This is a genomic window from Serratia inhibens, from assembly GCF_003591175.1.
Lineage (GTDB): Bacteria > Pseudomonadota > Gammaproteobacteria > Enterobacterales > Enterobacteriaceae > Serratia > Serratia inhibens.
The window spans coordinates 136,545-158,042 of the sequence record NZ_QYYG01000004.1; the positions used below are offsets into that span (position 1 = coordinate 136,545).

The following is a 21,498-nucleotide window of genomic DNA, read 5'->3' on the forward strand; positions in this document are numbered from 1 at the left end:
ACTCCGGGAAGCAGCCCAAAAAAAAACGCCGGCGCAAATGCCGGCGTTAACATTAATTATCAACAATAACAGACTTATACGCCGGGATTTTCATCCTGATCGACCGCAAAGCAGGCCACCATCTGTTCGCCGTATTGCTTAAGCTGCGGTTGCAGCTGGGTGCATGGCCCGAAAGCGCGACGGCAACGGGCGTTGAATGCACAGCCCGGCGGCGGGTTCATCGGGCTGGGCAACTCACCGGTCAGCTTGATGCGCTCGCGGCGCATATCCGGATTCAGGCGCGGCGTGGCAGACAGCAGCGCCTGGGTATACGGATGGCGTGGGTTATTGAAAATGGCGTCTTTACTGCCCTTCTCTACGCAACGGCCGAGATACATCACCATCACCTCGTCGGCAATGTGCTCCACCACCGACAAATCATGTGAAATGAACACATAGGACAGCCCCAAATCCTGCTGCAGGTCCATCATCAGGTTCAGCACCTGCGCACGTACCGACACATCGAGTGCAGACACGGGCTCATCGGCAATCACCACGTCCGGGTTTAGCATCAACCCACGCGCGATGGCGATACGCTGGCGCTGGCCGCCGGAAAACATGTGCGGGTAGCGATCGTAATGTTCGGTTTTCAGCCCGACCTTCGCCATCATCGCCAGCGCCTTTTCACGACGTTCCGCGCTGTTCAGCGATGTGTTGATCTGCAACGGCTCCTCGAGGATCTGCCCAACCTTTTTGCGCGGGTTGAGCGATCCGTAAGGATTCTGGAACACAATCTGGATCTTCTGGCGCCGCAGCTTCTCGGCGGTGACGTCCGGCTTCAGCAGATCCTGCCCCTGATAGTACAGTTCGCCGGCAGTCGGCACTTCGATCATCGTCAGCAGGCGGCCCAGGGTCGATTTGCCACAGCCTGATTCGCCCACCACCGCCAGCGTTTTACCGCGCTCCAGCGTGAAGGAAACGCCATCCAGCGCTTTGACCAGCCGTTCCGGGGCAAACATCCCCTTCTTGACCGCGTAGTGTTTCTTCAGGTCAATCGCCTGCAATAAGGGTTGATTCTGGCTCATGCGGTCGGCCTCCCCGCATCATCCAGCGGTGTGTGACATTTAACCTGACGGCCGGGAATGCTGCGCAGTTCCGGCTCCTCTTTGCTGCAACGCTCATTGGCGTACGGGCAGCGCGGGTTGAGCAAACACCCGTTCGGGCGGTCATATTTGCCCGGTACCACACCCGGCAGCGAAGCCAGGCGCGCCTTGTCGGCAGCGAATTCCGGCAGCGCACGCAGTAGCGCCTGAGTGTATGGGTGGCGCGGCGCACGGAAGATCTCTGCGGCCTTGCCGGACTCCACCACCTGGCCGGCGTACATCACGATGATGTGGTGCGCCGCTTCGGCTACCAGCGCCAGATCGTGGGTGATCAGCAATAGCGCCATATTCTCGCGCTGCTGCAACTCCAGCAGCAGTTCGATAATTTGCGCCTGGATGGTCACGTCGAGCGCCGTGGTCGGTTCATCGGCAATCAGCAACTTCGGCCGACAGGCGATTGCCATGGCGATCATTACGCGCTGGCTCATCCCGCCGGAAAGCTGATGCGGGTACACGTCCAGCCGCGAGGCCGGATCGGGGATACCCACCTGGGTCAGCAGATCGATAGCCCGCTGGCGGCGGGTACTGCGATTACCGCCCTGATGCACCTTCAACGCTTCCATGATCTGGAAACCGACGGTGTAGCATGGATTAAGGCTGGTCATCGGATCCTGGAAGATCATCGCCACTTCCGAGCCCACCAGTTGGCGGCGCTCTTTTTCGGAAATCTTGCGCAGATCCTGGCCATTAAACTCCAGTTTTTCGGCCATCACCTTACCGGGGAAATCGATCAATCCCATGATCGCCAGCGAACTGACGGACTTCCCGGAGCCGGATTCGCCGACGATGCCGACCACCTGGCCCTGCTCGATGCTGTAACTGATACGGTCTACCGCCCGGAAGGGGGTGCCTTCGTCACCGAAGTGCACCGAAAGCTTGTCTACATTTAATAACGCCATCTCTCTCGTCCTCTGTTACTGCTTGAGTTTGGGGTCGAGAGCGTCACGCAAGCCGTCCCCCATCAGGTTGAATGCAAGCACCGTCAGCAGAATCGCCACACCGGGGAAGGTCACGACCCACCAGGCGCTTTGGGCGAATTGCAGTACGTCGGAGAGCATGGTGCCCCACTCCGGCGTTGGCGGTTGCGCCCCCATGCCCAGAAAGCCGAGAGCGGCCATATCCAGAATCGCGTTCGAGAAGCCAAGAGAAGCCTGGACGATCAAGGGTGCCAGGCAGTTTGGCAGGATGTTGATAAACATTTGGCGCATCGCGCCGGCGCCCGCCACGCGTGAGGCAGTGACGTAGTCGCGGTTCACTTCCACCAGCACCGCCGCGCGGGTCAGACGCACATAGTGCGGCAGGGCGACGAAGGTCAGCGCCAGCGAGGCGTTAACGATGGAGGGGCCGAAGATCGCCACCAGCACCAGCGCCAGCAGCAGGCTTGGCAGCGCCAGCATGATGTCGACGATGCGCATGATGACCGCATCCACCACGCCGCCGAAGTAACCGGCCAACAGACCCAGCACCACGCCCATGATCAGCGACAGCACCACCACCAGACAACCGACCAGCAGCGACAATCGCGCGCCGTACATCAGGCGCGACAGCACATCGCGACCCACATCGTCGGTACCGAGGAAATACTGCCAACTGCCCCCTTCCTGCCAGGCCGGTGGCCTGAGCAGTGCGTCGCGGAACTGATCCGCCGGGGCATGCGGTGCCAGTACGCCGGCGCCAATAGCAATCACAAACATCAAAACGATATAAACCAGGCCGACAACGGCCCCTTTGTTGCGCTTGAAATAGTGCCAGAACTCCTGGAACGGGCTCATGGGCTTCGGCGCACCTTTAACTACAGACTCAGTGACTTGAGACATCAGAGCGCCCCTTATTTCTTGTGGCGAATACGCGGGTTGACCACGCCGTAGAGCACGTCTACCAGCAGGTTAACCAGAATGATCATACAGGCGACCAGCAACACGCCGCCCTGAACGACCGGGTAGTCGCGACGTTGCAGCGCGTCCATCAACCAACGCCCCAGGCCCGGCCAGGAGAAGATGGTTTCGGTCAGAATGGCACCGGCCAGCATGGTGCCGACCTGCAGGCCGATGACCGTCACCACCGGCAACAGCGCGTTGCGCAGCGCATGCACCACGATCACCCTCATACGGCTCACGCCCTTGGCGCGTGCGGTGCGGATGTAATCTTCGCCGAGCACTTCCAGCATCGAGGAGCGCGTCATGCGCACGATAACCGCCAGTGGGATGGTGCCAAGCACGATGGCCGGCAGGATCATGTGCATGACCGCATCCTTGAAGTCGCCCGGTTCGCCCCAGATCAGGGTGTCGATCAGCATAAAGCCGGTCAGAGGCAGGCTATCGTCGAGGAATACCGTATCGCTGACGCGTCCCGATACCGGCGTCAGGTTTAGCTGCACCGATACCAGCATGATCAGCATCATGCCCCACCAGAAAATCGGCATCGAATAGCCGGTCAACGAAATGCCCACCGCGGTGTGATCGAATATCGATCCCCGCCGGACCGCCGCCAGCACGCCAACCGGAATGCCCACCAGCACGGCGAAGATCATCGCGCAGAAACCGAGCTCCAGCGTGGCTTTAAAGCGTGGAACAAACTCTTCCCACACCGAGATGCGGCTTTTGAGGGAAGTACCCAAATCGCCATGCAGCACGTTGGATACGTAAGTGAAGTATTGTTGATAGAGCGGCTTGTCCAGCCCCATTTCCGCCATCAACTGCGCATGGCGTTCTGCGGAGATCCCGCGTTCCCCGGCCATGATGGTCACCGGGTCACCCGGGATCATATGGACGAATGCAAAAGTCAGCAACGTTATGCCGATAAACGTTGGGATAACTAACCCCAAACGTCGGAGTATGAACTGCAACATATCCCGAACTCTCTGTATCAATGCCCGGCAGCTCATCGTCCGCCAGGCTTATTAAAGCTCACACACTTTGAACAACCCTGATGCCATACGCCGGGGACGACTCAGCAGAAGCGCAACCTGTTGCGCCCCTGCCAAGTCCTTTTGTGCACCCCGGCCGAAGGGCCAGAATCAATCTAGAGAGACGTTCTCAAAGTGATGCTTACCAAGCGGATCCACGACGTAACCTTTCACTTCTTTACGCACGGGCTCATATACGGTGGAGTGCGCGACAATCAGCGCCGGAGCCTGATCGTGCATCACTACCTGGGCCTGTTTGTACAGCTCTACGCGTTTGTCGTGGTTCGGTTCGGCGCGCGCCGGTTGAATCAGATCTTCAAACGGCTTGTAGCACCAGCGGGAGTAGTTGGAGCCGTCTTTCGCTGCGGCGCAGCTGTACAGCGTGGCGAAGAAGTTATCCGGATCCCCGTTGTCGCCGGTCCAGCCCATCATCACCGTCTGATGTTCGCCCGCCTTGGCGCGCTTGAGGTATTCACCCCACTCATAGGTCACGATTTTGGCTTTCACGCCGATTTTCGCCCAGTCGTTCTGGATCATTTCCGCCATGCGACGCGCGTTCGGGTTATACGGACGCTGTACCGGCATCGCCCACAGATCGATGGCGAAACCGTCAGCCATACCGGCTTCTTTCAGCAGTTCTTTGGCCTTGACCGGATCGTAAGTGTAATCCTTCACCGCGTCGTTATAGCCCCACATGGTCGGCGGGATCAGGTTCTTGGCCGCCTGGCCTGCACCCTGATACACCGCGTCGATGATCGCCTGCTTGTTGACCGCCAGGGTCAGCGCCTGACGCACCTTCAGATTATCCAGCGGCTTTTTCTCGACGTTGAACGCCAGATAGCCGACGTTCAGCCCCGGTTTTTCCATCAGGTTGATGGTTTTGTCCTGCTTCATGCGAGCGATGTCGGCCGGATTCGGGTACGGCATCACCTGGCACTCGTTTTTCTGCAGCTTGGCGTAACGCACGGAAGCGTCAGGCGTGATGGAGAAGACTAAACGATCGATCTTCGGCTTGGTGCCCCAGTAGCCTTCGAACGCCTTGTACAGGATTTTGGAATCTTTCTGGTATTGCAGCAGTTGGAACGGGCCGGTACCGACCGGGTTCAGGTCCACTTTTTCCGGCGTGCCGGCTTTCATCATGTTATCGGCGTATTCGGCTGACAGGATGGACGCGAAGTCCATGCCCAGATCGGCCAGGAACGGCGCTTCCGGACGGTTCAACACGAAGCGCACGGTGTTATCGTCCACTTTCTCGATTTTGGCGATCAGCTTCGGCATGTCCATGCCTTCAAAGTACTCATAGCTGCCGCCGGAGACTTTGTGATAGGCGTTATTCGCGTCCAGCTGGCGTTCGAACGAGAACACCACGTCGTCGGCGTTAAAATCGCGGGTCGGTTTGAAGTCTTTGCTGCTCTGCCACTTCACGCCTTTACGCAGGTGGAAAGTGTAGGTTTTGCCGTCTTCGCTGACGTCCCATTTTTCGGCCAGGCCCGGCTCCAGCTCGGTGGTGCCGATTTTGAATTCGACCAAACGGTTATAGATGGGCACCGAGCTGGCATCATAGGTGGTACCCGAGGTGAACAGCTGTGGGTTGAACCCTTCCGGGGACCCTTCAGAACAGTAAACCAACGTTTTTGCCTGCACGCTGGCCGCTACGGTCAACGCAATCAGCCCAATCCCGAATTTCAGAATCCCTGTTTTTCCCAAGGAACTTGTCATCGCTGTGCTCCGTTATGTGATGTGATGTGTGTATTACTGCCAGACCCTATATTTTTTTTTGCGCGGCCTGTGCAGTCGATGCCCGAAGGCAGAAGGGATAAACGCGCGAGAGAGCCGGGTAGAACGCATCCCGACGGGGCGTCTGAGCGCGTGGAATTCACTCAAACAACTCTCGCTCTTACCCCTGAGGCTACCAAATTGCCAACTGTTTGGGGTGTCGTCAATATAACCAGTAGGGATTTACACAGACTGTGAGAAACAGCAAACAAACATAAAAAAAACCTTTTTTTAACAATTACAGCATTAAAAATTATGCTATACGGTCATTTTTAGCTCGATAGACTGCCTTGCGGAAAGTTATTGGTATTTAACTCCGAGAAAAAACTAAAAAAGTTTGTTGCTGAATGATGAATATCTGAACGGTTATTTTCGTTATCTGGGTTAAAAACAGGATGAAATGCTGATTCCTCACTCGAAAGGGTGAGGCGGAGTTGTCTTTTTTGCGCCCTGTGACATCACAATCTGTGCGGCGTGAAAAAACTTTCGTCTGTCAAAAAGCCGGGGGCGAAAGGATATCCCCCGGCAACGTGCTACAACCGAATTATTGCGCGCCGGCGCTATTGCCCAGGCTGGTATTCATATTGTTCAGAATATCCCCGTTGTCGGCGTCAATTTCCCAGGAGAACAATCCCCCCAACTGCTTATCCAACACATACTTGCCTTTCGCCTGTACCGAGCGCGGATCGTCAAAGGTGATCAGGTCGCCGGTAGATGGCTTGAACACATAAGGCGCTTCTGCGGTGGCGTCATAGTTGTACTGCCATTCGCCGCTCATAAACTCGTTGGCGATTTGGCGATAATCCACGATGCCATTTTCCCAGGTGCCTTTCACCGGTCCGGTGGGGGTGCCGGTAAACGGATTGTTGTTCTGGTAACCGCTCACGCCGGTCCAGCCACGGCCGTACTTGGCCGCACCCACCACAATTTTGCCCGGCTTCACGCCCTGCGCCAGCAACGCATTGACGCCGTTAACCGTGGTATAAGCCGTGTCCGGTTTCCAGGCCGGCGCTTTCAGTGCGGTCTGGTGGCCCAGATTTTTCAGATCGAAAGCGCCGTAGAAGTCATAGCTCATCAGGAAGATGTGATCCATCGAGTTCTGCGCGGTGTTGTAATCCACTTTGTCGATCTTGTCCTTACCGGCGCTGATGGCGGAGGTCAGCTCATACTTGCGGCCGGTTTCCGCCGAAAGCTGATCCAGCATGGCACGCAAATCTTTCATCAACTGCACGTAGGTCGCCCCGTCCTGCGCGCTGCCCAGTTTCGGGTTAGCGCCACCTCCGCCCGGGAATTCCCAGTCGATATCCACGCCGTCAAAGAACTTCCAGGTCTGCAGGAACTCTTTCACCGAACCGACGAAGCGATCGCGCTTCACCTTATCGCCCATAAAGAAGAACGGGTCAGAGAGCGTCCAGCCGCCGATCGACGGCAGGATTTTCAGGTCAGGACGCGCCTGTTTGAGCGCCATCAGCTGGCCGAAGTTGCCTTTGTAGGGGTCATCCCAGGCGGTGACGCCCTTCTGCCCTTTCTGCACTGCGGCAAACGGATCGTGGATCGACACCTTGAAGTCTTCGCGGCCCTGACAAGAGCGTTGCAGCGCCTGGAAGCTGCCTTCGACCTCTTTCAGGCTGTCGTTGATGCCGTCACCGCCACAAACCGGGATAAACCCGTACAGCAAATGCGTCAGGTTCTGCGCCGGGATTTTGTCGACGGTGAAATTACGGCCGTAAACGCCCCATTCAACAAAATAGGAACCGACGACTTTGCCGGAGTCTTGTTTATAAGGTTTATTCTTTTCCAGCAGCGGTTCTTTTAACGGCGCCAAATGGCTACCATCGGTATCCGCCACCACAATTTGCGTCACGTCGCTGGCAGTACAGCCGTCGGCATTGCATAATGCCACCTGCATTTGATAACGACCGCCCTTATTAACCTTAAAGTTTGCCGTGCCCGAAGTGCCGGTTGATGCACCGCTCCAAACTTCTTTTCCGTCTAATAATACTTTTGCCGTAGTGCCGGCATCGCCATTCCATAAATTCCATGAAATAGACACGTCGGCGGTGGTTTTTAACTTCACCAAATTATTATAAGCGGTTGCCTGTTGATCGACGTCCACGATGGCGAACTTGGTCGGGCCGCTGGCGATCGACGGTTTGCCTGGTACGGCAGCCTGCGCCGCAGAACACAGCGTGCTGCCGATCAGCAACGCCAACAGCGGTTTATTAAATTTGCGCATAACTGATTCCTTTATTCCGAGAGGATAAACGTAAAAGAGTTAATGACGGCCGTCTATTGCCGGAGAAAAACAACGCCGCAATAATCTTGGCCGATTAAAGTAAGAAAATATTAAATATCTTTCCATACAACGGTAATTAATTAATCCCGCTGTATGTAATCAGACTATAGATAAAACCGCCGACAAAACAATAGCGCTATCGACCGGGTTTTATTGGCCAAGGGTGAATTTATTTAAATATGAATAAAGGAAGTCGCCAGGAATAAGGAGAGTGAATTAATTAGTGAGGAAGGATGAATGTTTTTCATGGGAATGCGTGAGTTCTGAACGCTGGGTGAAAAACACAAACGACAGGCGAAAAAAAACCTGCTTAAAAAGCAGGTTTCAGACTGCTGACAAAGCCCGTTATTAGGGAGAGCGTGCCGAAGGGGTCGTAACGGCCTTGGCCGTCGGAGCGCCCCTCGGTGCGCTAGGCCCGGGTATCTCGGACTCAAAGACAACTTTGTCATCAACCTCAAACCTGCTTAAAAAGCAGGTTTCTTGAATGTGGTCGGCGAGAGAGGATTACGCGCATCTTTGATGCTTGCCCTGCGGGCCGTGGTCTCGCTACGCTCGGCTCAAACCTCCTTCGGAGGTGCTCATCCTCTTGAGCGACAGGCGAAAAAAAACCTGCTTAAAAAGCAGGTTTCTTAAATGTGGTCGGCGAGAGAGGATTCGAACCTCCGACCCACTGGTCCCAAACCAGTTGCGCTACCAAGCTGCGCTACTCGCCGATGGGGGCGCATGTTACTGCCGGCCATCATAGGCGTCAACGACTTTTTCAATCGCGCCCGTCAAGTGGCGATAAAAGCGGCATAAAGCGCTGCACCAGAGCCTGCGCAGCGCTTTTTCATTATGCCCTGGAGGTATTCAGCGCCGGCGACTGAGCGCGCAGGAACGGCAACAGGAACAGCGCGGACAAGCAGGCGGCGATGGAGATCACTACGAAGAAACCGTTCCAGTGCCAAATTTCCATCACCCGTGCGATCGGGTAGCCGGACAGCGCCGCGCCAAGGTAAGCGAACAGGCCGACAAAACCGGTCGCCGCGCCGGCAGCATCCTTGTGCGAACATTCCGCCGCCGCCATGCCGATCAGCATCTGCGGGCCAAAGATGAAGAAACCGATGGCAAAGAAGCAGGCGGCTTGCAACAGGAAGGTGACGCCCGGCATGATCCACAGTGCCGCAACCGACAGGAAGATACCGATGGCGAAGATCAGGTTCATTGGCCCGCGGTTACCGCGGAACAGTTTGTCAGAACCCCAGCCGGCCACCAGTGAGCCGATAAAGCCGCCCACTTCGAACAGCGAGATCGCCGAGTTGGCGGTCATCAGCGAATAACCTTTTTCCTGCGTCAGGTACAGGTTGCCCCAGTCGTTGATCGCGGTACGTACGATGTACACCAGCACGTAAGACACCGCCAGCAGCCAGATGTACTTGTTGGTCAACACATAGCGCTTGATGATTTCCCGGTTGGTCAGCCCCTGGCCTTCCGATTCCTGCACCAGTTCCATGGCGTCGTTGCGCCATTTGCCGACACTGGGCAGGCCCATGGTGGACGGCTTGTCACGCAGGCGCCAGCACATCAGCAGGCCCAGCACCACGCCGATGATGCCCGGAATGATCATGCCGTAGCGCCAGCTGAAGTGCAGCGAGATAAAGCCAACCAGCAACGGGATAAGCGCGCCGCCAAAGTTGTGCGAGGTGTTCCAAATAGCCCACCAGCCGCCGCGCTCGGAGCGGGAGTACCAGCTGGTGAGGATTTTGGAGCATGGCGGCCAGCCCCAACCCTGGAAGAAGGCGTTGAGGATCCACAGCGTGCCCAGCATCATCAACGAAGAGCTGAGGCCGAAGAAAATGTTGAGTATTCCGGTCATGATCAGGCCCAGCCCCATGAAATAGCGCGGGTTGGAGCGATCGCTGATCATGCCTGAGATAAACTTCGAACAGCCGTAGGTGATGTAAAACAGCGTGCCGAGGATGCCGACATCGGACATCGTCAGGCCAAGATCGCTCAGCATTGCCGGCATGATGAAGTTGAAGCTTTTGCGCGTGAAGTAAAACGCGGCATAGCCGATATACATCGTCCACATCAGTTGGATACGCCAATATTTATAGCTGGCATCGATCTGTTTTTGATCGGTGACCTGCGGCACATCCTGGCGGCTCTTAAGGAAAGACCACATGTGAAACCTCAGAAAGAGTGGGAAAAGTGCCGCTATCATGCTGCGCGTGCGCGCGAATGGCTTACGCCGGATTCCCGACGCGGCTAGGAGTATTTCCTAGTTTTGCCCCTCTGTCAGTGAAACTGTGGGTAAGATCACATTCAAACAGGTGCCCTGTTCTGACGTCAGCCGCAGCCGGCCGCCCAGCGCACTGATACGCTCCTGCATGCCGCGCAAACCATAACCCGGCTCGTGGCTGGCAGGATCGATACCCACGCCGTTATCGCGAATGGTCAACAGGATTTGCGGCGGCTGCCCTTTACGGCGGCCAAGACGCGCATCCAGCTCAATCCGGCTGGCGGCCGCATGACGACAGACATTGGTCACCCCCTCCTGACACACCCGATACAGCGTAATCTTCAGCGTTTCGTCCAGCAGTTCATCCGGCACCTGCCACTGCATCACGCTCACCAGAGAGGCGTCCTGCGGCAGTGACTCACGCAGCATCGCCGCCACCGCCGCCGACAGCGGCAGGTTATTCAACGCCGCCGGCCACAGTTGGGTCAGCACGTCATGTACGCCGTCATAGACCCGCAGCGCCAACGTATCTATGGCTTCGGCGCAACCCACCACCTGCGGCTGCGGCGCCAGGCGTTTAATGATACTGGCCTGGGTACGGATGACGGTGATGGTCTGCCCGACCTCATCGTGCAGTTCCCGCGCCACCTCACGCCGGGTCTGTTCTTCTGCGGTGACCAGCGCACGCGCCAGTTGGCGGTTCTCCGTCAGCCGCAGCCGCAGTTGCTGGTTCAGTTCGCGCTGGCGCTGGATACCCGCGCCGAGCAACAGACCGGTCAGGCTCTGGGCCAATAGCGACAACAACAGATCGCGGTGTGATTCCGGCTGCGGCGGCTCGTTGGCCACCAGCACCACGCCGTTGAGCAACGTCGCCAGCAGCGCGCCCTGCCAGCCATAACGATAGGACATAAAGACAATCGGAATGGCCAGGCAGAACGGTGCGAAGCGGCGCAGCTCGGCGGCGTTCACCTGCTGCTGCAGCCAGATGCTGAGCGCGAACAGCAGCAGATAGCTGGCCAGATGGTGCAGACGCAGCGTCACCGGTTTATGGATCAGGCCCGGTTCGAGCGGCACCCAGATTTGCCGCGCCAGATAATGCCACAGCAGCAGGCAGGTCGGCGCAATGGTGAAACCGCCCGCCAGGCCAAGCAGCAGCACGCGCGCGCCCTCACCGTTCACCAGTTGCCACACCATGGCCTGCAACAGTGCTGCCACCGCCACCACCGCGCCCTGCAGCAGCGGCCATTGCCATTCACTGTCGCTTTGCTGATGGCGTAACAACCAGGGGGAAGCCAGCAGGCTGAGCAACACCGTCAGCACCAGCACGACGACCGAAGCCCACAGCGCCGGACCATAGCCGAACTGATCCGCCAGCAGCACCATCAGCAACAGATCGGCCAGCAAAATCCCTGGCCAGAAACGGTAAGGGCTTTGCAGCAAAATGCCCATCCGCAGGCCAAACGGGAACAGCAACAGCGCCTGCCACGGCGGGTCGATCAGCGCCGTACCTATGCCCCACAGGCAAAAGGCGCTGGTGGCATAGATAAAAAACAGCGCCAACTGGGTGATCAGGCGTTGCATCACAGGTTCAGCATCCGCTTGGCCAGTTCGACGTTGTTATTGATGCCCAGCTTGGCGAACAAATTGGCGCGATGCACATGCACCGTTTTCGGCGATAATCCCAGTGCGACAGCGATCTCCCGCACCTCCTGCCCCTGCGCCAGCAGCAGCGCGATTTCGCGTTCGCGGCGGGTGAGCGGATCAACCTTCACCCGCGCCAGCTGTTGGGCGATTTCCGGCATCAGGTACACGCCACCGCTGGCAACGGTGCGCACTGCGGTGATCAAATCTTCCGGCTTGCAGCGCTTGGACAAAAAACCGCAGGCACCGCGCTCCAATGCCAGCTCCACCAGTGCCGGATTGTCATGCATCGACAGCATAACAACCCGGATCCCGGAGGGAATGTCCGCCAGCAGATCCAGCCCGCTGCCGTCCGGCATCGAAATATCACAGATGCAGATTTCCGCCTCCAGGCCCGGCAACCCGGCGCGCGCCTGAGCCGCGCTGCTGAACTCCCCGACCACCTGAATATCCGCCTCCAGCGACAGCAGTTGTACAAAGCCCGATCGCACAATGTCATGATCGTCAATAAAAGCCACGCGCAAGGTCATGGAAATCTCCGGTCCGAGGGGAAAGTGCGCAAGTATACCGCAAGCCTGAGCCGGATGAATTGATGGAGGGAAGGTATTCGCGTGAATTGCCGGGCGTCGGTTACGCCCGGCATAGGGAATTACAGCGGGGCCGCCGCCGCTTTTTCCTGCGGGATGTTGCACCAGTTGTTTTTATCTACGATGCCGCCATCCGGCGAGGTGTAACCGAGGCAGCCGAGAATGGTATCAAACAGCTCGACGTGACGGTGGGTCTTGCCGATACGCTGCTGCGCCTGCAATTGCTCAAACGCGCCGCGATGCTGCGGATCTTCCAGGAACTTGTCAGAGGCCCATACCATCATCGGCACGCGGAATTGCTCCGGCGGCGCCATTTCGCGCGGCGTGCCGTGCAGGTGCGAATTCTCGCCTATCGACTCGCCGTGATCGGACGAATAGAACACAATCGCCTTCTTCTCGCGCACCTGGTCGATCACATTGGCGATAAAGCTGTCGGTATACAGCACCGAGTTATCGAAGGCGTTAACCAACTGATCTTTGGAACAGAAGTCGTCAACGCCGATGCACTCCGGCTGATAGCGCGCGTAGCTGCGCGGATAACGCTGCGAATAGAGGTAATGCGAACCTTTGGTGTGCAAGATCACCATATGCTTGCCTTTCGGGTAACGCGCCAGCGACTCCTTCATTTCGTCCACCAGCAGCATATCGTCAACCGATTTGCCGTCGTTGCGTTTCTCGGAGGCGATCATCTCGCGGAACGAATAGTTATCCACTTCGGTATTGTTGTAGAACCACACCTCGCTCTGCATGGCGAACAGCTCGGAGGTGAAGCCCAGGTTGTTCAGCACCGCAAACACGTTTTGCTCTTTCAGCGTGCGCTGCGGATTGTCCGAAGTGCCGCCCTCGCGTACGAACATGCAACGCAGCGACAGCTTGGTCGAGGTGTCGCAAGATTCACCGCGGAACGCCACCAGGTTTTTCTCTTGCGACAGCCTTGGCGTGGTATCACGGTCATAGCCGAGAATGCCCATGTGATCCCAACGCGTGGTCTCGCCAATGATGAACACCACGTAGGTATCATCGATATCCGCCGGCGGTACATAGGTAAAATTCTTGGCCGGATCGAACAAATTGGCCTGATCCAGGCTTTCGTCGTAGCGGGTATAGGCAAACAGCCCCAGCGCCGAGATCCAGTTGGATGGCAGGTAGGAATGCGCCACCACGCCGCCGTAACTTGGCAGATCGACGTTGGTGATTTTTTCCTGTGCGCTTTGCTCTTTGTCCAGCATGCGCAGCGGCAGCCAGACCAACGCCACCACCGCCGCCAGCACCACCAGCGGTTTTATCCGGTGCCCAGGGGTTTTCAGCTGTTCGATCAGCGTGTAGCGCAGGTTGTTTTTCCAGATGCACAGCAGCGGCAATGCGCTGAGCACCACCATCCACAGTACGAAATGCATCCCGACCACTTCTTTCGACAGGTCGATATCCGTGGTCATCACCGAAACGACGATACCGTAGCCAATCACCACGTTGAAGAACGTCATGTAATAGCTGGCGGCAACGGAAATCAGCACCAATAACGAAGCGATAATGCGGTAAAACAGCCGGCCGCCCAGCGATACCAGCCGCATAATGAAGAAGGTGAACAGAACGATAGCGATAACTTCAGTGACCGCAGAGATAACCTTAATGCCCTGAATACCGTGCGAAAACGAATCGAAGCGACGATAAAAAACGGAAAGGTTCAAAAAGATGCCGATATAAATCGCTAACAATAACGATAAATTCTGCTGTGATAGCGATTTAACTTTGTTCATGTAACGCGGTGGCTCCGGAGCTTTAACAGTTCTGAATCAGTCAGACATTGGATGCGGCTGCAGGTTCAGCCGATCGGCAATAAGCGCTATTTTGGGGGTAATAATCAAGTGAATTCTCAAAAAACAGGCATTTTTTGCCATTTTTTGTGATGCAGATAAATGCGGGGCTGAAGGGGAAATGGAGGGTTATCCCTCCATTTCAGACTGCTGACAAAGCCGATTATTAGGGAGAGCGTGCCGAAGGGGTCGTAGCGGCTTGCCCGCCGGAGCGCCCCTCGGTGCGCTAGGCCCGGGTATCTCGGGTTTAAAGACAACTTTGTCATCAAACTCAAATGGAGAGTTTCCTCTCCATTTTTTCCGTGGTGTCGGCAAAAACGTTATTTAACGTTAAGAGTTACGTCAATATTGCCGCGGGTGGCGTTGGAGTATGGGCACACCACATGGGCTTTTTTCACCAGATCTTCGGCTACGCTGCGTTCAATGCCCGGCAGAGTGATATCCAGCTGCACTTCGATGCCGAACCCGTTAGGGATTTCACCGATGCCGACGGTACCGTCAATTTTGGCCTCGGCCGGGATCTTCACTTTTTCTTTCGCCGCGACAAACTTCAGCGCGCCAAGGAAGCAGGCCGAGTAACCGGCGGCAAACAGCTGTTCCGGGTTGGTGACTTCACCGCCCGCGCCACCCATTTCTTTCGGCACACCCAGTTTTACATCCAACACGCCGTCGGATGAGGTCGCACGGCCATCGCGGCCACCGGTGGCTGTTGCATGAGCGCGGTAAACAACTTTTTCAATGGACATAAATCGTTCCTTCTTTCTGGGTTGGAGGCATGACATCGGGTTCAATAGGCTGAACGCCGTCATTGGTCTATCTTTCGCGATTAAATCGCACACTACTTATATTGGGCGCTTAACTCAGTGTAGTGCACGATCGGCGATCGTGCTTCTGGCACTGGTCATCAAATCTGGTCGATCAGCTTGCCGCGCAACTTTTCCAGTTGCTGCTTGATATTCACTATTTCGTCGAGGCTGCAATCGGTGGCGCACATCACCGCTTCCGGCACCGCCTGCGCTTTTTCACGCAACGCGCGGCCGTTATCGGTTAAGGCGATGATCACCTGTCGCTCATCGACAGTGGCGCGATAACGCACCAACAGGCCGGCGGTCTCGAGCCGCTTCAGCAGCGGCGTCAGGGTGGCAGAATCGAGAAACAGCCGTTCACCGATGTCCGAGACCGTAATTTCATCCCGCTCCCACAGCACCAGCATCACCAGGTATTGCGGATAGGTGAGTTCGAGTTGGCTCAGCAGTTTGCGATACACCTTGTTCAACGCCAGGTTGGCGGAGTACAGGGCAAAACACATCTGCTGGTCGAGCAGCAGCAGGTTTTTCGCAGTGGGTTGTTCGGTGTCTTTGGTTTTCATGAGTTGAATATAGATAGTGCACGATGCAATCGCAAACTATTTTTTTCGCGATGTGCTACATTTTTAATGCAGGGGATGCCACAGCAGGGTGCTGTGCGGAGGGAAAGGATATGACAACCACACTGGTAGAACGTGCGCGCCGTTACGCCACCAAAGCGCACGCGGCGATCGATCAGCGCCGCAAATACACCAATGACCCCTACATTGTTCACCCGCAGGCAGTGATGGAAATCGTCAGCAGCGTACCGCACAGCGAAGCGATGCTGGCCGCCGCCTGGCTGCATGACACGGTGGAAGATACGCCGACCACCCTCGGGGATATCGCAAGCCATTTTGGGCCGCAGGTCGCTGAACTGGTGGGCATGCTGACCAACGTCAGCGGCGCCGGCGGCGGCAACCGCTTTGAACGCAAAAACCGCGATCGGCGGCACAGTGCCGGCGCCTCGCCGCAGGCTAAAACCATCAAACTGGCGGACCTGATCGACAACACCCGTTCACTGCTGGAATACGACAGCCACTTTGCACGAACCTATCTGATTGAAAAACAGCGACTGCTGGAAGTGCTGACCGAAGGTGACCCGACGCTGTGGCGACAGGCCAGCCATATCGTCGAACAAGGGCTGGCCAGGCTCCAGTTGCCGCCGCATAACGTCCCGGCAAGCTGGTTCGAACATGCGCGCCAGCGTTACCGGGAAAGCGATGCAGCGTAATCGTCAGAACGTCACCACCGTTTTCAACGCCGTCACCCAAGCATCCTGGGTTTCGCTGACGCCCGCCGGGTGATGCCAGTATTGCAGACCCGGCTGCAACTGTAACCATGGGGTGACATTGAAGCGATAGAACAGCTCCGCCGTCACCGAATGCCCCGGCACCGGACGATAGTTGGGATCCTGGTAATCGGTAGCCTGGTTGATTTGATTCAGATAACGCTGGTTATCCCGGTAATGATCGCTCAGCTTGACCATAGATACCCCCAGCCCCAGCCAGTCGTCCGGCCGCGCGTCGAACAAGCCGTGGTAGCGAATGCCGGTCGAGGTGGAATAGTGCATATAGTTGGTGCGCTGATCCGCCAGCCCCAGGCTGTAGAACAGGCTCAAACCCCGGCTGGCATCACCGCGGTGGCGCGTCACCTGTTGGTTAAAACCGCTATACAGGAACCAGGTGCGGTTGTGGCTGCGATACCCGTTCGGATCGGTCGCACCCGCCCCACCGGAAACCCCTTCATACAAATCCTGCTGCCTGGCGTTGGTGAACAGGACACCGATGTTGTACACCCCCGGCAACTGATTGACCGCGTTGGTTTTCAGCTCCAGTTCCATCGGCAGTAAAAAACCCTTGCTGCCCTGAGTGGTGGTGCTCCAGGCATGGCCGCGGCTCGTGGCGTTCGGGTTCTGCTCCATCACGCCGGTTTTGAAGGTCAGCCCGTCGGTCAATTTGTACTGCAGGGTGGTGCCCCAGTAGTGCACGTTCCAGTTATACCAGGTCAGCGAGTTGGCGGACTTGCCGCCGCACAGCGCCAGCGTCTGGAAATCGCAGGGAATGATCTGATCGAAATCCTGCACCTTGTTCATCATGCCGATGCGCCACTGCAGCCGGCGATCGAGAAAACTGCGGCTGAAGGTCAGCCAGCCCAGTCGGGTGATCGACTGGCCGCCATAACTTTCCTGCGACAAATCTGTCGGGTTGGCGCGCGGATCCTGCAAGCGATCGCGCGTCAGGTTATTGTCGTGGTTGCGGTTAACGATATTGCCCTCGAGCGCCGCGTCCGGAATGCCGGTCAGCGCCTGCAAATCCTGACTGAAGGTCAGCGAGAACTGATCGATATACGAAGCCTGCTTATCCTGGTCATACCCGCCGCCGGCGTTATACGACAGCTGGCTGAGATAACCGAGATTATAGTGAAAGCCGCTCTCTTCGAGGATCGGTCTGATCCCCAGCATATCGCCCAGCAACCCCGGCGAAGGTGGCTCGAAACCGAGCGCCACGCCATCCCATTTGGCGGTTGGCGCTTCGACGTCTTTGCCGGTTTGCAGCGTTTCCGCCTGCACGCTGCCGCAAAACAGCAGCAGTGCCGCGAATGTCCCGGTGTGAGGTAATGGATATTTCATTATTATATTTCTCCGCATATAAAACGCTGACTGCGGGCAACAGCATTCCCTGGGCGAGAATTCCCCATAATTGGCAGCAGTGAATAAAGGTCATTGCCCGACGATTGCCGTCGGGCGGATTTAGGACAGCTAGCCTTGGTCTTTCAGGCTGTTACCGTTGCTTTGAATCACATCGCGATACCAGTAGAAACTCTTTTTGCGGCGACGCTCCAGGCTACCCTTGCCTTCATCGTCGCGATCGACATAAATAAAGCCGTAGCGCTTGGACATCTCGGCTTTAGAGGCGCTGACCAGATCGATCGGCCCCCAGCTGGTGTAACCCATCACCTCCACGCCGTCGTCAATCGCTTCCGCCACCTGCACCAGATGATCGTTGAGGTAGTTGATGCGATAGTCGTCGTTGATGCTGCCGTCGGCTTCAATGCGGTCCTTGGCACCCAACCCGTTCTCCACGATAAACAGCGGTTTCTGGTAGCGGTCATACAGCACGTTGAGCAGGTAACGCAGGCCAATAGGGTCAATCTGCCAGCCCCACTCCGAACTGGCCAGGTGCGGGTTCGGTACCATGTTGAGAATGTTGGCGCGGGCGGTCTCGTTCTGCGCCTCGTCGGTGGTGACGCAGCCGCTCATGTAATAGCTGAACGAGATAAAATCGATAGTCTCGCGCAGCGCCTGTTGATCCTCGGCGGTGATCTCGACCTGAATGCCGTTTTCACGGAAATAGCGCTTCATATAGGCCGGATAGCCGCCGCGCGCCTGCACATCGCCAAAGAACAGCCAGTCGCGGTTCTGACGCTGGGTTTCCAGCAGGTCCTCCGGCCGGCAACTCAACGGATACAAAATACCGCCCAACAGCATGTTGCCGATTTTGCCTTCCGGCACAATCTCATGGCAGGCCTTCACCGCCTTGGCGCTGGCTACCAGCTGATGGTGGATCGCCTGATAAATCTCGCTCTTGCTGCTGCCTTCCGGCAGGCCGACGCCGGTAAAGGGCGCGTGCAGCGACATATTGATCTCATTGAAGGTCAGCCAGTGCTTCACCTTGTGCTTATAGCGTTCAAACACAGTACGCGCATAGCGCTCAAAGAAGCCGATGGTCTTGCGATTGCCCCAACCGCCGTACTTTTTCGCCAGCCCGTACGGCATCTCATAGTGCGACAAAGTAATCAGCGGCTGGATACCGTACCTGGCCATTTCATCAAACAGCCGATCGTAAAACGCCAGCCCGGCCTCGTTGGGGGTTTCCTCATCGCCCTGCGGGAAAATGCGCGTCCAGGCAATGGAGGTGCGCAGGCACTTGAAGCCCATCTCCGCGAACAGCGCGATATCCTGCGGGTAACGGTGGTAAAAGTCGATCGCCACGTCCTTGATGCCGCTGTCGCCATCAACCCGTGGCGTCACCGCGCCGAAAATGCCCTGCGGTTGCAGATCAGAAGTCGACAGCCCTTTACCGTCGGTCTGATAAGCCCCTTCCACCTGATTTGCCGCAACTGCGCCGCCCCACAGAAAATGGTCTGGAAATTTGCTGCTCATCGCTTTCTCCTTGGTTAACGTAATAAAGTCAGCAGCGGCGCCTGTTCCTGCACCCTGCCCTGGCCGCTGGCCAACACGTCGACGTAGTCATCGCTGTTGCTGACGATGATCGGCGTGGTGGTATCAAAGCCGGCGGCGTGGATCGCCGCCTGGTCAAACTCAATCAGCAGATCGCCCGGGTTGACCCGATCCCCTTCTTGCACGTGAGCGGTAAAATGCAGCCCGTCGAGCCTGACGGTATCTATGCCGACGTGAATAAGGATTTCCGCGCCGTCGTCCGACTCAATGCCGATGGCGTGCTTGGTTTTAAACAGTGAAGCCACACGCCCCGCCGCCGGTGCCACTACCCGGCCTTGCAATGGGACGATCGCCACCCCCTTGCCCAGCAACCCGCTGGCGAAGGTGGCGTCGTTGACCTGTGCCAACGGCATCACCTCACCGGCGATTGGGCTGACGACAATCTCCTTGCGATTGAGCGATGCGACGGGCATCGGCTCCTGTGGTACAGCCTCCTCTGCCGGTGCCACGCCGAACAGATAGCTGGCCACTGCGGCGAAACAGAACGACAGCAGGGTTCCGCCAATCGCCCCCCATACCGTGGAATCGAAGCCGCCGGCGGGAATAATCTGCGCAAAGGTGAAAACGCTCACCAGGCCGAAAGAGTACGTGGCGGTATGGAAATAGCCGATTACCGCGCCGCCGAGCGCACCGCCGATACAGCCAAAGATAAAGGGCCGTTTGTTCGGCAAGGTCACGCCGTAGACCGCCGGCTCGGTAATGCCAAACACCCCGGCGCCGATGGCCGAGCCGGCCAACGCCCGCAGTTTGGCGTCGCGAGTGCGCAGCATCACGCCCAGCGTGGCGCCCACCTGCCCCATCACCGCCGGCAACAGCAACGGCACCATGGTGTCGCGGCCGAGCACGCTCAGGTTATTGACCATCAAGGGTACCAGGCCCCAATGCAGGCCGAAGATCACGCACACCTGCCACATCGCCCCCATAAAGGCACCGGCGACGATCGGGTTAAAGGCGTAAATGCTTTGATAACCGTTGGCCAACAGGTGGCTGAGCCAGGTTGCCGCCGGGCCGATCAGCAAAAAGGTCAGCGGTACGGTAATCGCCAGGCACAGCAGCGGCGTAATGAAGTTGCGCAGCGCGCTGTGGATCACCCGGTTAAACAACGGCTCCAGCCGGCATGAGACCCAGGCGGCGAAAATAATCGGGATCACCGATGAGCTGTAATTGATGAAGGTCATCGGGATGCCGAGAAAATACTCGCGCACTGCGCCTGGCTGCTGCGCGGCTTCGAACGCCGCCATCATCAGCGGATGCGTCAGCGCACCGCCGATCGCCATGGTGACGAACGGATTGCCGCCGAACTTTTTCCCGGCGGTATAGCCCAGCATGATCGGCAGGAAGTAGAACAACGAGTCGCTGGCGGCAAACAACATTTTAAAGGTGCCGCCGCTTTCCAACAGCCAGCCACAGGCCAGGCTCAGCGCCAGAAAACCTTTCAGGATCCCCGAAGCGGCCATTACCCCCAACAGCGGGGTAAAGATGCCCGACACCACGTCGATAAAACGGCTGAACAGGTTTTCCTTCTTGCCGTCGTCCCCGTCACCCGCAGCCGCGCCATCGCTCAGACCGGCGGCCTGATTAACCGCGTTATAGACTTCCGCCACATGGTTGCCCACCACCACCTGGAACTGCCCGCCGCTCTCCACCACCATGATGACGCCGGGGTTTGCTTTCAACGCCGCAGCGTCGGCGCGCTGGCGGTCACGCAATTTAAAACGTAAGCGAGTGGCGCAATGCTGCAGGCTTTTCACGTTGTCGCGGCCACCGACGCCGGCCAAAATCTCACTGGCTAATGTGTCATATTTCATAGCGTTATCCTTACAAGCGATGTTCTGCCGCTCCTGCACAACGATGGCCAATCGCCGTGACGGAATTCAGCGCAAAAAAAAACCTAAACCTCATGGCCTCTGATCCCAATAAGGACAGAAACACGAGGTTTAGGTTTTGCCTGCCGGAGCAGTGACAACCCTAAAGTGGCTGAGTCATGACGTTAACACTCCGTTTTTTGCCACGGCAAGGCTTTCCGGC

16 protein-coding genes, 1 tRNA gene and 1 other RNA gene are annotated in these 21,498 nt (G+C 57.2%); 1 reads left to right on the forward strand and 17 read right to left on the reverse strand.

Annotated features, from left to right (window positions below; all coding sequences use genetic code 11):
* Positions 1 to 74: 74 nt before the first annotated feature.
* From dppF to D4100_RS15275, 14 genes are all read right to left on the reverse strand, one after another.
* A complete protein-coding gene (gene dppF / locus D4100_RS15205) occupies positions 75 to 1,064 on the reverse strand; it encodes a dipeptide ABC transporter ATP-binding subunit DppF (protein ID WP_065505682.1) in 990 nt (329 codons plus the stop codon).
* A complete protein-coding gene (gene dppD, locus D4100_RS15210) occupies positions 1,061 to 2,041 on the reverse strand; it encodes a dipeptide ABC transporter ATP-binding protein (RefSeq protein WP_065505681.1) in 981 nt (326 codons plus the stop codon). The genes dppF and dppD overlap by 4 nt, the downstream gene beginning before the upstream one ends.
* Before the next feature lie 15 nt (positions 2,042 to 2,056).
* The gene (gene dppC / locus D4100_RS15215) at positions 2,057 to 2,959 is read right to left on the reverse strand and encodes a dipeptide ABC transporter permease DppC (RefSeq protein WP_065505680.1); all 903 of its coding nucleotides are present in this window, start codon (positions 2,957 to 2,959) and stop codon (positions 2,057 to 2,059) included.
* An 11-nt stretch (positions 2,960 to 2,970) separates the two neighbouring features.
* Positions 2,971 to 3,990, reverse strand: coding sequence for a dipeptide ABC transporter permease DppB (gene dppB, locus D4100_RS15220; RefSeq protein ID WP_065505679.1), 1,020 nt, complete (start codon positions 3,988 to 3,990; stop codon positions 2,971 to 2,973).
* Between the two features lie 168 nt (positions 3,991 to 4,158).
* Positions 4,159 to 5,766 carry a dipeptide ABC transporter periplasmic-binding protein DppA gene (dppA, locus tag D4100_RS15225; RefSeq protein WP_013811013.1) on the reverse strand — a complete coding sequence of 536 codons (1,608 nt, stop codon included), beginning with the start codon at positions 5,764 to 5,766 and terminating at the stop codon, positions 4,159 to 4,161.
* A 601-nt stretch (positions 5,767 to 6,367) separates the two neighbouring features.
* A complete protein-coding gene (chiA, locus tag D4100_RS15230) occupies positions 6,368 to 8,059 on the reverse strand; it encodes a chitinase ChiA (protein ID WP_119804684.1) in 1,692 nt (563 codons plus the stop codon).
* 547 nt (positions 8,060 to 8,606) lie between these two features.
* Positions 8,607 to 8,722: non-coding RNA, RtT sRNA (locus tag D4100_RS15235), on the reverse strand.
* Between the two features lie 33 nt (positions 8,723 to 8,755).
* Positions 8,756 to 8,832, reverse strand: a tRNA-Pro gene (locus D4100_RS15240).
* A 119-nt stretch (positions 8,833 to 8,951) separates the two neighbouring features.
* Positions 8,952 to 10,283, reverse strand: a complete 1,332-nt coding sequence (gene uhpC / locus D4100_RS15245) for an MFS transporter (protein ID WP_119804685.1) — start codon at positions 10,281 to 10,283, stop codon at positions 8,952 to 8,954.
* A 96-nt stretch (positions 10,284 to 10,379) separates the two neighbouring features.
* Positions 10,380 to 11,921, reverse strand: a complete 1,542-nt coding sequence (gene uhpB, locus D4100_RS15250; protein ID WP_043911823.1) for a signal transduction histidine-protein kinase/phosphatase UhpB — start codon at positions 11,919 to 11,921, stop codon at positions 10,380 to 10,382.
* Entirely contained in the window at positions 11,921 to 12,511 is a 591-nt protein-coding gene (uhpA, locus tag D4100_RS15255; RefSeq protein ID WP_006316823.1) for a response regulator transcription factor UhpA, read from the reverse strand. Before uhpA ends, uhpB begins: the two co-directional genes overlap by 1 nt.
* Before the next feature lie 119 nt (positions 12,512 to 12,630).
* Positions 12,631 to 14,325, reverse strand: a complete 1,695-nt coding sequence (gene eptB, locus D4100_RS15260; RefSeq protein WP_119804686.1) for a kdo(2)-lipid A phosphoethanolamine 7''-transferase — start codon at positions 14,323 to 14,325, stop codon at positions 12,631 to 12,633.
* A gap of 377 nt (positions 14,326 to 14,702) precedes the next feature.
* Entirely contained in the window at positions 14,703 to 15,128 is a 426-nt protein-coding gene (locus D4100_RS15270) for an organic hydroperoxide resistance protein (RefSeq protein ID WP_004950797.1), read from the reverse strand.
* A gap of 158 nt (positions 15,129 to 15,286) precedes the next feature.
* Entirely contained in the window at positions 15,287 to 15,751 is a 465-nt protein-coding gene (locus D4100_RS15275; RefSeq protein WP_006316825.1) for a MarR family winged helix-turn-helix transcriptional regulator, read from the reverse strand.
* Positions 15,752 to 15,861: 110 nt separating this feature from the next.
* Here D4100_RS15275 and D4100_RS15280 point away from each other — a divergent pair, with 110 nt between their 5' ends.
* Positions 15,862 to 16,461, forward strand: a complete 600-nt coding sequence (locus D4100_RS15280) for an HD domain-containing protein (protein WP_006316826.1) — start codon at positions 15,862 to 15,864, stop codon at positions 16,459 to 16,461.
* A gap of 3 nt (positions 16,462 to 16,464) precedes the next feature.
* Here D4100_RS15280 and D4100_RS15285 read toward each other — a convergent pair whose 3' ends face one another.
* From D4100_RS15285 to bglF, 3 genes are all read right to left on the reverse strand, one after another.
* On the reverse strand, positions 16,465 to 17,859 hold the full coding sequence (locus D4100_RS15285; protein WP_119804688.1) for a carbohydrate porin: 1,395 nt from the start codon (positions 17,857 to 17,859) through the stop codon (positions 16,465 to 16,467).
* Between the two features lie 129 nt (positions 17,860 to 17,988).
* Positions 17,989 to 19,392, reverse strand: a complete 1,404-nt coding sequence (locus tag D4100_RS15290) for a glycoside hydrolase family 1 protein (RefSeq protein WP_119804689.1) — start codon at positions 19,390 to 19,392, stop codon at positions 17,989 to 17,991.
* A 14-nt stretch (positions 19,393 to 19,406) separates the two neighbouring features.
* Positions 19,407 to 21,278 (reverse strand): PTS beta-glucoside transporter subunit IIABC, encoded by a 1,872-nt coding sequence (bglF, locus tag D4100_RS15295; RefSeq protein ID WP_119804690.1) that lies wholly within the window; start codon positions 21,276 to 21,278, stop codon positions 19,407 to 19,409.
* Between the last annotated feature and the right edge of the window lie 220 nt (positions 21,279 to 21,498).

What these genes read in the sequence shown, in the direction of transcription:
- D4100_RS15280 (WP_006316826.1), top strand. Translation starts at nt 15,862, where the DNA reads ATGACAACCACACTGGTAGAACGTGCGCGCCGTTACGCCACCAAAGCG.
- dppA (WP_013811013.1), bottom strand. Translation starts at nt 5,766, where the DNA reads ATGACAAGTTCCTTGGGAAAAACAGGGATTCTGAAATTCGGGATTGGG.
- D4100_RS15290 (WP_119804689.1), bottom strand. Translation starts at nt 19,392, where the DNA reads ATGAGCAGCAAATTTCCAGACCATTTTCTGTGGGGCGGCGCAGTTGCG.
- dppF (WP_065505682.1), bottom strand. Translation starts at nt 1,064, where the DNA reads ATGAGCCAGAATCAACCCTTATTGCAGGCGATTGACCTGAAGAAACAC.
- eptB (WP_119804686.1), bottom strand. Translation starts at nt 14,325, where the DNA reads ATGAACAAAGTTAAATCGCTATCACAGCAGAATTTATCGTTATTGTTA.
- dppC (WP_065505680.1), bottom strand. Translation starts at nt 2,959, where the DNA reads ATGTCTCAAGTCACTGAGTCTGTAGTTAAAGGTGCGCCGAAGCCCATG.
- D4100_RS15285 (WP_119804688.1), bottom strand. Translation starts at nt 17,859, where the DNA reads ATGAAATATCCATTACCTCACACCGGGACATTCGCGGCACTGCTGCTG.
- uhpB (WP_043911823.1), bottom strand. Translation starts at nt 11,921, where the DNA reads ATGCAACGCCTGATCACCCAGTTGGCGCTGTTTTTTATCTATGCCACC.
- bglF (WP_119804690.1), bottom strand. Translation starts at nt 21,278, where the DNA reads ATGAAATATGACACATTAGCCAGTGAGATTTTGGCCGGCGTCGGTGGC.
- dppB (WP_065505679.1), bottom strand. Translation starts at nt 3,990, where the DNA reads ATGTTGCAGTTCATACTCCGACGTTTGGGGTTAGTTATCCCAACGTTT.
- chiA (WP_119804684.1), bottom strand. Translation starts at nt 8,059, where the DNA reads ATGCGCAAATTTAATAAACCGCTGTTGGCGTTGCTGATCGGCAGCACG.
- uhpC (WP_119804685.1), bottom strand. Translation starts at nt 10,283, where the DNA reads ATGTGGTCTTTCCTTAAGAGCCGCCAGGATGTGCCGCAGGTCACCGAT.
- dppD (WP_065505681.1), bottom strand. Translation starts at nt 2,041, where the DNA reads ATGGCGTTATTAAATGTAGACAAGCTTTCGGTGCACTTCGGTGACGAA.
- D4100_RS15275 (WP_006316825.1), bottom strand. Translation starts at nt 15,751, where the DNA reads ATGAAAACCAAAGACACCGAACAACCCACTGCGAAAAACCTGCTGCTG.
- uhpA (WP_006316823.1), bottom strand. Translation starts at nt 12,511, where the DNA reads ATGACCTTGCGCGTGGCTTTTATTGACGATCATGACATTGTGCGATCG.
- D4100_RS15270 (WP_004950797.1), bottom strand. Translation starts at nt 15,128, where the DNA reads ATGTCCATTGAAAAAGTTGTTTACCGCGCTCATGCAACAGCCACCGGT.